At 33.2% G+C, this 13,501-nt stretch carries 22 protein-coding genes and 1 pseudogene; all 23 read left to right on the top strand.

Translation table 4 applies throughout. The annotated features are described in order from the left end of the window. The first annotated feature begins 61 nt into the window (after positions 1–61). Positions 62–370: a 30S ribosomal protein S10 gene (rpsJ, locus tag KQ878_RS01790; protein ID WP_216505512.1), complete on the top strand. Its 309-nt coding sequence runs from the start codon at positions 62–64 to the stop codon at positions 368–370. Between the two features lie 60 nt (positions 371–430). After that, positions 431–1,090: pseudogene (rplC, locus tag KQ878_RS01785) on the top strand (50S ribosomal protein L3); the annotation flags it as partial. A 181-nt stretch (positions 1,091–1,271) separates the two neighbouring features. Beyond that, a complete protein-coding gene (gene rplD, locus KQ878_RS01780) occupies positions 1,272–2,294 on the top strand; it encodes a 50S ribosomal protein L4 (RefSeq protein WP_216505510.1) in 1,023 nt (340 codons plus the stop codon). A gap of 2 nt (positions 2,295–2,296) precedes the next feature. Next, the gene (gene rplW / locus KQ878_RS01775) at positions 2,297–2,743 is read left to right on the top strand and encodes a 50S ribosomal protein L23 (protein WP_216567813.1); all 447 of its coding nucleotides are present in this window, start codon (positions 2,297–2,299) and stop codon (positions 2,741–2,743) included. Positions 2,744–2,814: 71 nt separating this feature from the next. Continuing rightward, the gene (gene rplB, locus KQ878_RS01770) at positions 2,815–3,660 is read left to right on the top strand and encodes a 50S ribosomal protein L2 (RefSeq protein ID WP_171110858.1); all 846 of its coding nucleotides are present in this window, start codon (positions 2,815–2,817) and stop codon (positions 3,658–3,660) included. Continuing rightward, positions 3,660–3,935, top strand: coding sequence for a 30S ribosomal protein S19 (rpsS, locus tag KQ878_RS01765; RefSeq protein WP_171110856.1), 276 nt, complete (start codon positions 3,660–3,662; stop codon positions 3,933–3,935). Before rplB ends, rpsS begins: the two co-directional genes overlap by 1 nt. Before the next feature lie 2 nt (positions 3,936–3,937). Continuing rightward, complete coding sequence (gene rplV / locus KQ878_RS01760) at positions 3,938–4,273, top strand: 50S ribosomal protein L22 (RefSeq protein ID WP_171110851.1); 336 nt, start codon at positions 3,938–3,940, stop codon at positions 4,271–4,273. A gap of 13 nt (positions 4,274–4,286) precedes the next feature. Continuing rightward, a complete protein-coding gene (gene rpsC / locus KQ878_RS01755) occupies positions 4,287–4,940 on the top strand; it encodes a 30S ribosomal protein S3 (protein WP_216505508.1) in 654 nt (217 codons plus the stop codon). Beyond that, positions 4,940–5,371: a 50S ribosomal protein L16 gene (rplP, locus tag KQ878_RS01750; RefSeq protein ID WP_216505507.1), complete on the top strand. Its 432-nt coding sequence runs from the start codon at positions 4,940–4,942 to the stop codon at positions 5,369–5,371. Before rpsC ends, rplP begins: the two co-directional genes overlap by 1 nt. Then, entirely contained in the window at positions 5,371–5,565 is a 195-nt protein-coding gene (gene rpmC, locus KQ878_RS01745; protein ID WP_171110846.1) for a 50S ribosomal protein L29, read from the top strand. The genes rplP and rpmC overlap by 1 nt, the downstream gene beginning before the upstream one ends. Beyond that, positions 5,565–5,834 (top strand): 30S ribosomal protein S17, encoded by a 270-nt coding sequence (gene rpsQ, locus KQ878_RS01740; RefSeq protein WP_171110843.1) that lies wholly within the window; start codon positions 5,565–5,567, stop codon positions 5,832–5,834. The genes rpmC and rpsQ overlap by 1 nt, the downstream gene beginning before the upstream one ends. After that, a complete protein-coding gene (gene rplN, locus KQ878_RS01735) occupies positions 5,834–6,202 on the top strand; it encodes a 50S ribosomal protein L14 (protein WP_216505506.1) in 369 nt (122 codons plus the stop codon). Before rpsQ ends, rplN begins: the two co-directional genes overlap by 1 nt. A gap of 15 nt (positions 6,203–6,217) precedes the next feature. Beyond that, complete coding sequence (gene rplX, locus KQ878_RS01730; protein WP_216505505.1) at positions 6,218–6,538, top strand: 50S ribosomal protein L24; 321 nt, start codon at positions 6,218–6,220, stop codon at positions 6,536–6,538. A 2-nt stretch (positions 6,539–6,540) separates the two neighbouring features. Further along, positions 6,541–7,086, top strand: coding sequence for a 50S ribosomal protein L5 (gene rplE, locus KQ878_RS01725; protein WP_216505504.1), 546 nt, complete (start codon positions 6,541–6,543; stop codon positions 7,084–7,086). A 2-nt stretch (positions 7,087–7,088) separates the two neighbouring features. Next, positions 7,089–7,274 carry a type Z 30S ribosomal protein S14 gene (locus KQ878_RS01720; RefSeq protein ID WP_171110835.1) on the top strand — a complete coding sequence of 62 codons (186 nt, stop codon included), beginning with the start codon at positions 7,089–7,091 and terminating at the stop codon, positions 7,272–7,274. A 2-nt stretch (positions 7,275–7,276) separates the two neighbouring features. Continuing rightward, a complete protein-coding gene (gene rpsH / locus KQ878_RS01715; protein ID WP_171110832.1) occupies positions 7,277–7,672 on the top strand; it encodes a 30S ribosomal protein S8 in 396 nt (131 codons plus the stop codon). Positions 7,673–7,682: 10 nt separating this feature from the next. Further along, positions 7,683–8,222: a 50S ribosomal protein L6 gene (gene rplF, locus KQ878_RS01710; protein WP_216567812.1), complete on the top strand. Its 540-nt coding sequence runs from the start codon at positions 7,683–7,685 to the stop codon at positions 8,220–8,222. Between the two features lie 18 nt (positions 8,223–8,240). Next, positions 8,241–8,597 carry a 50S ribosomal protein L18 gene (rplR, locus tag KQ878_RS01705; protein ID WP_246526107.1) on the top strand — a complete coding sequence of 119 codons (357 nt, stop codon included), beginning with the start codon at positions 8,241–8,243 and terminating at the stop codon, positions 8,595–8,597. Further along, positions 8,597–9,217 (top strand): 30S ribosomal protein S5, encoded by a 621-nt coding sequence (rpsE, locus tag KQ878_RS01700; RefSeq protein ID WP_216505502.1) that lies wholly within the window; start codon positions 8,597–8,599, stop codon positions 9,215–9,217. Before rplR ends, rpsE begins: the two co-directional genes overlap by 1 nt. A gap of 91 nt (positions 9,218–9,308) precedes the next feature. Further along, on the top strand, positions 9,309–9,749 hold the full coding sequence (rplO, locus tag KQ878_RS01695) for a 50S ribosomal protein L15 (protein WP_216505501.1): 441 nt from the start codon (positions 9,309–9,311) through the stop codon (positions 9,747–9,749). Positions 9,750–10,018: 269 nt separating this feature from the next. Further along, a complete protein-coding gene (locus KQ878_RS01690) occupies positions 10,019–11,722 on the top strand; it encodes an APC family permease (protein ID WP_216567811.1) in 1,704 nt (567 codons plus the stop codon). A gap of 205 nt (positions 11,723–11,927) precedes the next feature. Further along, on the top strand, positions 11,928–12,872 hold the full coding sequence (locus tag KQ878_RS01685; RefSeq protein WP_216505499.1) for a 2-dehydropantoate 2-reductase: 945 nt from the start codon (positions 11,928–11,930) through the stop codon (positions 12,870–12,872). A 377-nt stretch (positions 12,873–13,249) separates the two neighbouring features. Continuing rightward, positions 13,250–13,501: hypothetical protein (locus KQ878_RS01680; RefSeq protein WP_216567810.1), on the top strand; the 252-nt coding region annotated here is incomplete at its 3' end.

Genomic DNA, 13,501 nt, shown 5'->3' with positions numbered 1-13,501 from the left:
GTTGAGGACTACTTAAGTAATTTATGTGGAGTAACGTTCGCATATGAACAAAGGAGACAACATGAGCAAAATTAATATCAAGCTAAAAGCCTTCGAACATGAACAATTAGATTTTGCTGCGAAAAAAATCGTTGAAATCGCACAAAAAAATAATGTTAAGTTCTCAGGACCTGTAGCAGTGCCAACAAGAAGACACGTTGTTACAATTCTTAGATCGGTTCACATTAACAAAAAATCTCGTGAACAATTCGAAGCAAGAGTACACCAAAGACTTGTTACTCTAATCAACGCTGATGCTAAAACACTAGACCAAATTCGTAGATTCGAATTTCCAGCTGGTGTTCAAATTAGCGAAATTACACAAAAATAAAATAAAGCCAACTTGTATATCAAGCAATGGTCGTTAGTTTTCTAACGAGAAGGAGAAATTATGAAAGGAATCTTAGGACGTAAAATTGGTATGACCCAAATCTTTACTGAAGATGGACAAGCTGTTCCAGTTACAGTCATTGAAGTTAGACCAAATGTTGTGTCTAAAGTTTTAACTGCTGAAGTTAACGGGTATGTTGCAACCCAATTAGCAGTTGAGGATTTAAGAGCTTCAAGAATTAACAAACCTTTAGCAGGTCAATTCAAACAAGCAAATACAACACCTAAGCGCTACATTAAAGAAATTCGTGGCATGCAAGGCTATGAATTAGGACAAGAAGTTAAAGCTGATTTATTCACATCAGGACAACTTGTTGACGTTACCGGTACATCAAAAGGTAAAGGTTTTGCCGGAACCATTAAAAGATGAAACCAACACATCGGACCTAAATCACACGGTGGTGGTGGTGGTAGCCAACCAGTTAGACAAACTGGATCACTTGGTGATATCGCTGGAAACAAAGTTTTCAAAGGTATGACAATGCCTGGTCATTTAGGTGCTGTACAAACTACTGTACAAAACCTTGAAGTTGTTAAAGTTGACACTGTAAACAATATTTTATTGGTTAAAGGATCGATTCCCGGACCTAAAAAATCACTTGTTATCATCAAAGAAGCTGTTAAAGGTTTACCAAACCATAAACCAGTTGTTCTAGTTGATGTTGATGAAGTTATTAAGATGAATGAATTAGTTGAAAGAGCTAAAAAATTCGGTATTGAAGTTAAAGTTGGAATGCACTCAAGTGAATTGGAACCTCTAATTCTTGAAGCAGAAGCAGCTAAATTAGCAGAAGAAGCTGCTGCTAAAGAAGCAGAAGCAGCTAAAGAAGGAGAAAACTAATATGTCAGTTAACAAATTTTACTTATCTGAAAAATTCGGTAAAGACAATGTAATCTCGTTCAACCTTAAAAAAGAAGGTGCAGCCAGATCAAAAAACTTCAAAACATTTAAAGAAGCTCTAGAACAATTTCAAAAAGATGCTGATAAACTTGAAGGAGAATCAAGAGTTTGATTCCATAGAGGTGGACAATTTTCAGGTTCAACAACCTCAGCGAAAATTGTTAACATTATTGATGCTGTCGCAAGCAAAAATGTTAAAGATGAAAATGCAATTGAATTCATCAATGAAGAAAAACTAGTTGATGTTTCAGAAGCGAAAGAAAAAGCAACCAAAAAAGTTGAATCGACAGAACCAAAAGCTAAAGTTGCTAAAACAACAACTAAAGCTAAAACTTCTAAAGTAACTAAAGTTGATGAACAAGCGAAATTTGATTTCGACAATTCAAAATTACCTGCTGAAGTATTCAACTTAGAAAAAATTTATGAACAAGCAATTTTTGACACAATTATGTCAGAAAGAGCCTCAAGAAGACAAGGCACCCACTCAGTTAAATCACGTGCTGAAGTTAGAGGTGGTGGTAAAAAACCTTGAAGACAAAAAGGTACAGGACGTGCTCGTGCCGGTTCGACAAGATCACCAATATGAGTAGGTGGTGGACGTGCTTTTGGCCCTAGAACCGAAAGAAACTACAACCTAAAAGTTAATAAGAAAGCTAAAAAAGCTGCCTTCCTAAGTGCTTTAACATTATTGGCACAAGACAATGCAGTTATTGTTGATGATTTTAAATTAGCAAACATTTCAACTAAAGAAGCGGTTGCTAAATTAGACACATTAAAACTAACACACGTAAAACACGTTTTAGTTGTATCAAGTGATGAAACAGTTTACAAATCATTAGGTAATGTTGCCAATGTTGCGGTTATTAAACCTGCATCAGTTACTGTTGAAGCATTAATTTGAGCAGACGTATTAGTACTATCAAACGAAGGTCTAACTCATTTCGTAGAAAAAGGGAGAAAATAATTATGGAATTAACACAAATCATTCGTAAACCTATTCTTACAGAAAAAACTAACCTTCTACAAGCTCAAAATAAATACACTTTTGAAGTTGACTATCACGCAAATAAATACCAAATCAAACACGCTGTGGAATTTATTTTCCAAGTTAAAGTAACTGACGTTAATACAATCAAAGTTGATAAAAAAGCTAAGAGAGTAGGACGTTTTAATGGTTTTACTAACCGTTACAAAAAAGCTATTGTTACATTAGCGGCTGATGACAAAATTGTTTTCTACCCTAATGAATCAGAAGCACAAGACGAAGCTAAACAAGCTCAAAAAGCCGCTAAAGCACAAGAGGCTAAAGCAGCAGATAAAGCTAAAGAAGAAGAATTAGCAGCCAAAATCGCAGCTAAAAAATCTACTAAAAAAGCTACAACAAAAAAAGCCGCTACTAAAAAAGAAGCGTAATAAAGAGGATTAAAAAGATTGCTTAAAAGACAAACTTCCTCATATATTTTTAAGCAAAGGAGTATATAGACATGGCAATTAAACATTACAAGCCAATTACTAACGGTCGTCGTAATATGTCATCTCTAGACTACGGCAAAAACCTATCAGGACATGCTCCTGAAAAATCTTTACTAGTAATTTTAAAGAAAAATGCTGGTCGTAATAACCAAGGTAAAATTACTGTAAGACACCAAGGTGGCCGTGTGAAGAGATTTTATAGACTAATCGACTTCAAACGTAATAAAGACAATATTCCGGCAGTGGTTAAGTCAATTGAATATGACCCAAACCGTTCAGCTAATATTTCATTATTAGCATATGCTGACGGAGAAAAAAGATACATTTTAACTCCAAAAGGACTTAAAGTGGGACAAACAGTTATTTCAGGTACAGATGTTGATATCTTAGTAGGTAACACATTACCTCTATCATCAATTCCAGAAGGTACCTTAATCCACAATATCGAGATGCAACCAGGAGGGGGCGGTATTATCGCTCGTTCAGCTGGTACCAGTGCACAAATCTTAGGTAAAGATGACGACGGAAAATACGTTGTTCTACGTCTAAAATCAGGCGAAACACGTCGTATTCTTGCTCGTTGCCGTGCAACAATTGGAGAAGTTGGAAATGAAGAACACCTACTAGTTGACTTAGGGAAAGCTGGTAGAAACCGTCACATGGGTGTGAGACCTACAGTTCGTGGTTCAGTTATGAACCCAGTAGATCACCCACACGGTGGTGGTGAAGGTAAACAACCTATCGGACGTAAATCACCTCTTACACCTTGAGGTAAAAAAGCTCTTGGTGTTAAAACTAGAAAAACTAAGAAATCTTCAAACAAATTGATTCTAAGAAGAAGAAAGGATGCTAAATAATGGCTCGTAGTCTTAAAAAAGGCCCATTCGCCGATGATCACTTACTAAAAAAAGTTGATGCAATCGTTGAAGGTGGCGCAGCTAAAAAACCAATCAAAACTTGATCAAGACGTTCAACAATCTTCCCAAGCTTTGTTGGTCTAACATTCCAAGTTCACAATGGTAAAAACTTTATTGATGTATATGTAACTGATGACATGGTAGGACACAAACTTGGAGAATTTGCTCCAACAAGAACTTACAATGGTCACGGTGCTGATAAAGGTAAAAAATAGTTATGCAAGCAAAAGCACACGTAAAAATTCAACGTATTAGTGTACGTAAAGCTAATTTAGTAGCTGCCTTATTTAGAGGTAAAGACGTACGTGAAGCATTAGGTATTTTAAGAAATACAAATAAAAAAGCTTCAGAACTATTTATTAAATTAATCAATTCAGCAATTGCCAACGCAACAAACAACCACGGAATGGATGCATCAAAATTATTTGTTAAAGAAGTTATAGTTAATGAGGGACCAACACTAAAAAGATTCCAACCTCACTCACAAGGTAGAGCATTCTCAATTTTTAAACGTACATCAAATTTATCTGTAGTTTTAGAAGAAAGAAACTAAGAAAGGCAATATTATGGGACAAAAAGTTAATCCAAATGGCTTTCGTTACGGTGTAACTAAGGCACACAACACAACATGATTTGCAGACAAAAAAGAATTTGGATCATTATTAGTTCAAGACGATAAAATTTACAAATTCTTCGATAAATTAGTACGTAAATACCAAATCGGTCAAGTGGAAATCAAAAGAACACAATCAAATAAAGTAACTGTTATTTTACATGTAGCAAACCCAGCCAAAATTTTAGGCGAAAACGGTGCTAACATTGAAGCTCTAAATGTAGCTTTACATAAACATTTAAAAGACAAAAAACTTGATATTAATTTACAAGTAATGCAAATCGCTAAACCAGAATTAAACGCTCGTTTAGCTGCGGAAGCTATTGCGATGAAACTCGAAAATCGTGAAAGCTTTAGAATTGCTCAAAAATACATTATCAACGATGCATTAAAAGCAAGAGCAAAAGGTATCAAAACAGCTGTTTCAGGCCGTTTAAACGGAGTTGATATGGCTCGTACAGAAGGATATTCTCGTGGAGAAATGAAACTACATACCTTAAGACAAGATGTTGATTACGCACAAGCAACAGCGCGTACAACATACGGTGCAATTGGTGTTAAAGTTTGAATCTCTAAAGGTGAAATTTTGGAAGGAGGAAATAAATAATGCTTCAACCAAAAAGAACCAAATATCGTAAACCTTTCGTTTTACGTCACGATAAACGTAAAGCTCACAAAGGTAACAAAGTTTCATTTGGCGAATTCGGTTTACAAGCCATAACATCTGCATGAGTAGATGCTCGTCAAATAGAATCAGCCCGTATTGCGATTACTCGTCGTATGGGTCGTGAAGGACAAGTTTTTATTAGAATTTTCCCTCACTTCCAAAAAACATCTAAACCAATTGGTGTTCGTATGGGGTCAGGTAAGGGGTCTCCAGACAAATGATATACACCAGTTAAAGTCAATACAATGATGTTTGAAGTTTCAGGTGTTAAAGAAGAAATTGCTCGTGACGCTCTACGTTTAGGTGGACACAAGTTACCTGTTAAATGAAAAATTATTACTAAAGATGAATCACAAGGAGGTCAACAATAATGCTTTATAAAGATATCAAATCAAAATCAGTTGATGAATTACAAAAACTTATTAACGACCTTAAAGCGGAATTATTAACTTTACGTTTTAAAAACGCTACCGGACAATTAGACCAAAGCCACAAAATTAACGCTGTTAAAAAAGACATTGCAAAATGTTTAACTGCAATTGAACAAATTAAAGGAGACAAATAATGGAAAGAACAACAACACGTAAAAGTTTAACTGGTAAAGTTACTTCTGTTCGTGGCGACAAAACAATTTTTGTTGAAGTTGAAAGCTACCGTTCACACTCTTTATACTCAAAACGTTATAGAGTTGTAAAACGTTTCGCTGTTCACGACGAAAAATTATTAGCATCAGTTGGTGACATTGTTTCAATTATGGAAACACGTCCACTATCAAAAACCAAACACTTCCGTTTAGTGGAAATTAAACAAAAAGCTGCTAGAGGAGAAGAATAATGGTTATTGAATTATCTAAATTAAAGGTTGCTGATAACTCAGGTGCTAAAGAAGTTGGTGTTATTAGAGTTTTAGGTGGTTCACGTAAAAAGACCGCCAACATCGGTGACATCATTATTTGTTCAGTTAAAAAGGCATTGCCAAATGCAGCAGTTAAAGAAGGTCAAGTTGTTAAAGCGGTGATTGTTAGATCACGTTACGGTATCAAAAGACCGAATGGTTCGCACATTAAATTTGATGACAACGCAGTAGTTATTATTAAAGATGATAAATCAATGAGAGGAACTCGTGTCTTTGGACCAGTTGCTCGTGAACTACGTGACAAGGGATATTTAAAAATTGTTTCTCTTGCACCAGAAGTTTTATAGGGAAGGATTAATATTATGAAATTTAAAGTAAACGACGAAGTTGTTGTAATTTCAGGTGCTCACAAATGAGCACAAGGACGTATTATCCGCATTGACTCTAAAAATAACCAAGTTTTCATTAAAGATGTTAACATGCAAATCAAACACAAAAAACCTTCACAAGCATCAGATGGCGCTATTAAGAAACAAGAAGGTCCAATCCACGTATCAAACATCGCAGTAATAGCTAAAAAAGGAACTAAAACAACAGCTCCTACAATTTCAAGAATCGGTTACCAAATCGATAAAAATGGTCAAAAAACAAGAATTATCAAGAAAACTAATAAGGAATATTAATTATGAACTTAAAGAAACACTATTTAGAAAAAGTCGTACCTGCATTAATGGACGAATTCAAATTTAAATCAATTATGCAAGTACCTCGTCTTGAAAAAATTGTTTTAAATATGACCGCAGGTAGAGAAGTTACAAACTCAAAAGCAATTGAAGAAGTTTTAAACGAATTAACACTAATTTCTAGCCAAAAACCCTACCAAACAGTTGCTAGAAAATCAAACGCATCATGAAAATTAAGAGAAGGCATGCCTATGGGGGGTAAAGTTACTCTACGTAGAGAAAAAATGTGAGACTTTTTAGAAAAATTAATTCACATTTCAATGCCTCGTATCCGTGATTTCCGCGGGGCAAACCCTAAAGCCTTCGATGGCAGAGGAAATTACTCATTAGGAATTAGAGAAGAAATCATTTTCCCAGAAATTGATTTTGACAAAATCAGAAGAATTAAAGGATTAGACGTTCAATTAATTACAACAACTAACTCAGATGTTGAAGCTAAAAGAATGCTTGAATTAATTGGAATTAGATTTGCTAAAGGAGATAAATAATTATGGCTAAGGTTTCGTTAAAAGTTAAACAAAAGAAACATGCGAAATTTTCAACACGTGCTTACACACGTTGCGAAATTTGTGGTCGTCCACACGCTGTTTTAAGAAAATTTAAAATCTGTCGTATTTGTTTCCGTGTTAAAGCACACGCTGGACAAATCCCAGGATATAAGAAAGCGAGTTGATAATTATGTTTATTACAGATCCAATCTCAGATATGATTGTGCGTATTAAAAACGCCAACCAAAGAAAATTTAAAACAGTAAACATTCCATTCTCAAGCAAAAAAGCTAAAATCCTTGACATTCTATTATCTGAAGGTTACATTCAAGCCGTAAACGTTAAAGGTGAAGGCATTGAAAAAACTTTAGAAGTTAGCCTGAAATACAAAGGAACTCAAAGAGCAATCATTGATTTCAAACGTATTTCTAAACCAGGTCTAAGAGTTTATTCTTCAGCTCAAGACCTACCTACAGTATTATCAGGTTATGGTACAGCTATTGTGTCTACTTCAAAAGGCATGATGACTGAAAAACAAGCGCGTAAGGAAAATGTTGGCGGTGAAGTTATCGCTATCATTTGATAGGGGGTAGATTATGTCACGTGTAGGAAACAGAATCTTAACAATCCCTGCTGGTGTTGATGCAACATTAGATGGAACCAAATTTAGCGTAAAAGGTAAATTGGGTACTCTAGAAGCAAACTTTTCACCACTTATTGCTATCAAAATTGAAGAAAATAAAATTAGCACACTAAGAGCAAACGAAGAAAAATCAACCAAACAATTACATGGAACTACTAACGCTTTAATTTCAAACATGTTAATCGGTGTTAGTGAAGGTTTTAAAAGAGAATTGGTTATTAAAGGGGTTGGTTACAAAGCAGTTCTAAAAGGACAGCAATTAGAATTAGCTGTTGGTAAATCACACCTTGAATTATTAGACATTCCTGCCGATGTTAAAGTTGAATTACCAAAACCAACTGAAATTACATTATCATCAATTTCAAAAGAAAGCGTTGGCCAATTCGCTGCCATCGTTCGTGCAACAAGAAAACCAAGCCCTTACTCAGGTAAAGGTATTGCTTACAAAGACGAAGTTATTCGTCGTAAAGAAGGGAAAACTGCTGCGAAGTAGTTTCGAAAGGACAAAATTATGGCTCAATTATCAAGAAATCAAGCACGTCAAAAGAAACATTTACGTGAACGTCAATCAATCATTGGCACCAGCGTGAAACCTCGTTTATGCGTTTTCAAATCACACCAAAACTTTTATGCACAATTAATTGATGACTCTAAAGGTGTTACATTAGCTAGTGTATCAACATTAGTTAATGGACAATTTGCGGGAAACATCGAATCAGCTAAAAAAGCTGGTGAATTAATGGGTGAAAAAATCAAAGCTCTTAAATTAACTGAAATCGTATTTGACCGTTCAGGTTACGTATACCACGGTCGTGTTAAAGCATTCGCTGAAGCAGTTAGACAAACCGCACAAGGAGTTAAATTCTAATGACAGATAATATTAATCAAACACAAGCAGCTCCAACTCAAGAAGTTGTAAAACCTCAAGAAAAAGCTAATAGCGACGCAAAACCTGTTCGTAAACAACAAACTCGTGAACGTAGACAACCAAGAAGAAGAAACGATTCATTCCAAAACGAATTTAGTGAAAAAGTAATTTCAATTTCTAGAGTATCTAAAACCGTTAAGGGTGGACGCAGATTCTCATTCTCAACTTTTGTGGTTGTTGGTGATAAAAAGGGACGTGTTGGATTTGGTCACGGAAAAGCAAATGAAGTTCCCGATTCAATCAAAAAAGCAGTTAAAGATGCTAAAAACAATTTAATCTCATTACCAATTCTAAATGGTACAGTACCACACCAAAACGAAGCTAAATTCTTGGCTTCTAAAGTGTTATTGAAACCTGCCGCTAAAGGTACCGGGATTGTTGCTTCATCAACTGTACGTGCAGTTGTTGAATTAGCTGGTTACACTGACGTATATTCAAAAACATACGGTTCACGTTCAAAATCTAACATTGTTAGAGCAACTTTAAAAGCCTTAACCCAAATGAGAACACCAGAACAAATTGCTGACATTAGAGGTAAAGACGTCAAAGACTTACTATAATTAAATATTTAGTTTAGTTTAGCAACTTGAACTCGTTTTCAAAAGTACTATTCAAACAGTCGATAATATTTAATTAACGAAAGGAAATATAATGAACAAAAATTTAGAATCATTAAAACCAACCCACGGTGCTCGCAAAGACAAGCACCGTGTTGGTAGAGGTCACGCCGCTGGTAAAGGTAAACAAGCTGGTAAAGGTCAATCGGGTCAAAATAAACGTCACGGACACAGACCAGGATTTGAAGGTGGACAAACACCTTGATTCCGTCGTATTGGTAAACGTGGTTTCACAAACGTTAACCACGTTGAATACCAAGTTGTTAATTTAAAAGATTTAGAAGAAAGATTTAACGAAAACGATCAAGTTAATTTAGAAACTCTAATTAAAGCTAATTTAATCAAAACTAACTTACCTGTTAAAATTTTAGGTAATGGTAAACTTACTAAAAAACTTTCAGTATCTACTCACGCAGCTTCTCAAACAGCTATTGATGCTATCGAAGCAGCTGGTGGATCATTCACACTACTTTAATTCCAATCATTAAAAAGTAAGCGCGACTTACTTTTTATTTTTGCTTTTTATGAGTTATCTGAATCGATTTAATATAGCAATTTAGCAGTTTTTGGCTTAAATTTAGTCCAAAAACGGCGTGTTTGTAAATTTAACTAAAACTTCATTTTTCCTAAAAAAATAAAAACTTATTTATAGAGCTTTTTTTGATGCAAAAAATGATTTTTTTATTTCTTTTCAATTGGTTTTATGTATAAAATAAATCAGTATTTTTAATACGGAAAGGAATTATGAATAAAAAATTTAGCGGTAAAAGTTTTATTTTTTATGGGATTAACTATATTGTTGGCTTTGGATTTATTGCTACTATCTCTAGCGTGATTAAAACTGGTAACTATAGCTTGTTAATTTTTGCCATCACGGCTTTTATTGCTGCTGGTGTGATGCTGGCTTTTGCTAGAGGTTCACAATGGTATGGGCAACAAAGCGGAGGATCTTATGCATATGTTAAAAATTCATCCCATCGCCGTTGATTATGGTATATCAATGGCTGAAATCAATTTATGCAAGCACCTCTTTTTAGCGCAACTACTCCATTATTTTTTTCAACATTAGTAAGCTTTTTTGTGGCTGATTTTAAATATCAATTAATATTACAAATTTGTTCACTATTATTTTTCATTGTTTTAACAATCATTTCTGCCTTAAGTTTAAACATTTCTAAAAAAGTGATTTTTTACTCAGCTTTAATTAAATGAATTGTACTAGTATTTATATTTGCGGTAATTATTTATCTAACAATCACTGGCTCAAGAGCTACCAATATTTTTACAACCAAAACCGGAACTATCACACCCTATTTAATTATTAGTGCGATATTAAGTTTCATTTATGCTTTTGCCGGTGTTGAAGGATTAGCAGGGTTAAGCACCGAGGTTAAAACAAAAAACTTTAGAAAAATATTGCTTTATCTATTTGGTATTATCATTTTCATTTATCTAGTTTTTTACCTAATTTTTATTTTTGTTCCGCCCTTGGCCAATTCTACACAGTCTAATTATGTGGCGGCTTTAATGGAAAAAGCTTTAGGTGTTACCGGTTTAATTATCTTTACTCTGGGTTTGTTGTTTAGACAAATAACTTCAACAATTTTTTCAATGGTTTATTATGCTAAAACCGTTGTTCCACTTGCGCAAGATGGTTTTATCCCTCATTCTTTATCAAAAGTGGCTAAAAATGGTCAACATAAAAATGCTACAATTTTTGTGACCTTAATAACCGTGCTTTCTATGATATTTTTATCAATTATTCCATCCATATTTAAAATACAAGATAGTTTTGCTACGATTCTTAATGCAGGTAATTTAGTATTTTTTATTCAATATCTATTTGCCATCGTATCAATTTTGGTCATATCCATACGAAATAAAGAGTTAAAAGTGAGATGATGAGAAAAAGTAATTTATATATTAGTTTCGATAATGATTGCTTTTGTTGCGTTATCGACATTGTTTCCTCCGCTCGTTGGTGCTGATTACGATGCTAATGTGATTATTATTGTTGGATCTTATTTGGCACTTATGTTTATGGGTTTAATATTTTTAGGCTCATATCAACTATATTTAAAATTCCGCAATGATTTTTTTAAATATAGTTCAACATTCAAATTTCAAAGTCAAAATTCAAAGATTAATATTAAAAATTGTGAATTTAGCATTAAACCTTTAATTGCTCAGCCAAGCAATCTAAACAATGTTATTAATTCGCTACTTAATTCTTATCCAACAGAAACCATCTTATTAAGAAGATTTAATCACAAAAAATTTCAAAATGACCACCTAGATTTATCGATGTTTGCGCAACTAATTCAGAGCTCAACCAACCTTCGTAATATTTTAATTATTGATTCGTTGCCAGACAATTTAAACTTCGACGCTATCTTAAATTTGCAATCAAATACTAACATCCAAGTAATTTTGATTACTGAATATTAATTGGCACATTTAAATTTAAGCAAGCAATCGCTTGTTTTTTATTTTTAAATACTTAAGTGCTAATATTAAAATATTTTTTTGTCAAACTATACTATTAATTTGCTTTTATGCTCATTTATAAATCTAATTGGAAATATTATCTTATTAATAAGCAATTCTAAGATTTTAATATAATATTAAAAGTAAAAATTTAAGGAGACAAATTATGAAAATTTTATTTGCCGGAGCGGGTGCTTTGGGTTTAAGATTTGCTTACATGATGCACAAATCTGGCCACGATATTGTGGCTATTGATGGTTGAAAAGACCACGTCGACGCTATGAAGGAAAATGGTTTGCAAGCTATTATTGATGGAAACAATGAAGGATATTTACATTTCCCTGTTTACCACACAAGTGAAGTTAACCAAATTAAAGATAGTTTTGACTTGGTTTTTGTTGCTACTAAAGCAATGGGACTAAAGGATATGTTAAAAACTATACATCCTTTAATGAATCCAAAAACAAAAATTATCTGCGTACTAAACGGGTTAGGACACATCACAACTCTAAAACAATTTATTACGCCTGAAAATATATTGATTGGTACTACTGTTTGATCATCTGGTTTAGGTGGGCCTGGTGTTTTAAAAACTGGCGGTAGTGGTAAAATGGATTTAAAACAAGTTGAAGAAAAAAATCTAGATTACACTATGCAAATTGTTGAGGAGTTGAATAAGGCAGGTTTGAATGTGAGTTATTCACAAAATGTTTATGCTTCAATTTGAAACAAAGCAGTAGTTAACTGTGTATTGAACACGATGTGTACTTTAATTGACTGTAATATTAATGAATATGGTTCATACGAACACAACTACGAAATATCAAAAGCTATTATTGATGAAATGGCCTTAGTTGCTAAGGCTGAAGACAATGTTGATATGGATAAGGAATTAGTTCACAAAATTGTTGCCGGTACATTCCCGGTTGATAAACAAGGGTTACACTATCCCTCGCTATATCAAGATATGAAAAACAAACGTTTAACAGAAATTGATTATTTAAATGGTGCTGTTGCACGTATGGGCAAAGCCCACAATATACCAACACCAATTAACACCTTTATTGCCCATTTAATTCATTCGAAAGAAAATAAAAACGGTAACAAATAATTTTAAAAACACTTTAATTAAATTGAAAAATAATATTATCACATTATTATTAAAATTAAATGCCAAGCGTTAAGAGTATGCGCTTGGCATTTTTTAAAAAAACTGATAAAAACACAACTTTATTTATAGATTGATAAAATAAAAACCGTATCCCCAGAATTGTTGTTATAGAAATATAATTATCTACATCAAATTACAAAATCACTAATTTAACTTATATTTGATAAGTTGAAATCTGAAAAATATCATAATTTAGAGCTATATTCCTTATTAAAATTAATAATTATATGTATATATAATTGAGTATTATATAATTTACACATATTTGCCTATCACCAAACTATTAATTATTAAAATGAAATTCAAAGGAAAATGAAATGAAAAAAATTTTAAAAACAATTACAACACTTGCATCCTCTGCCACAGCTACTGCAACTATCATTGCATTAATTGACAATAAAATTCAAGCAAAATTAAAATCTGGTTCCGAAAATAAAAAAGTCGGTTCAATTACAAGCGATGATATTATTTTTATCTACAAAGGTAAAAATATTAATCCAGACGATTACGTTCTTGATAATATTTCATATGATTTAATTAATACAAAAAATGATAAGAAAATAGCAAGA

This window comes from Mycoplasma zalophidermidis, from assembly GCF_018913985.1.
Taxonomy (GTDB): Bacteria; Bacillota_I; Bacilli_A; order Mycoplasmatales; family Metamycoplasmataceae; genus Mycoplasmopsis; species Mycoplasmopsis zalophidermidis.
Note: the sequence above shows the minus strand (reverse complement) of the source record. Positions and strands in the feature narration are given on the sequence as shown.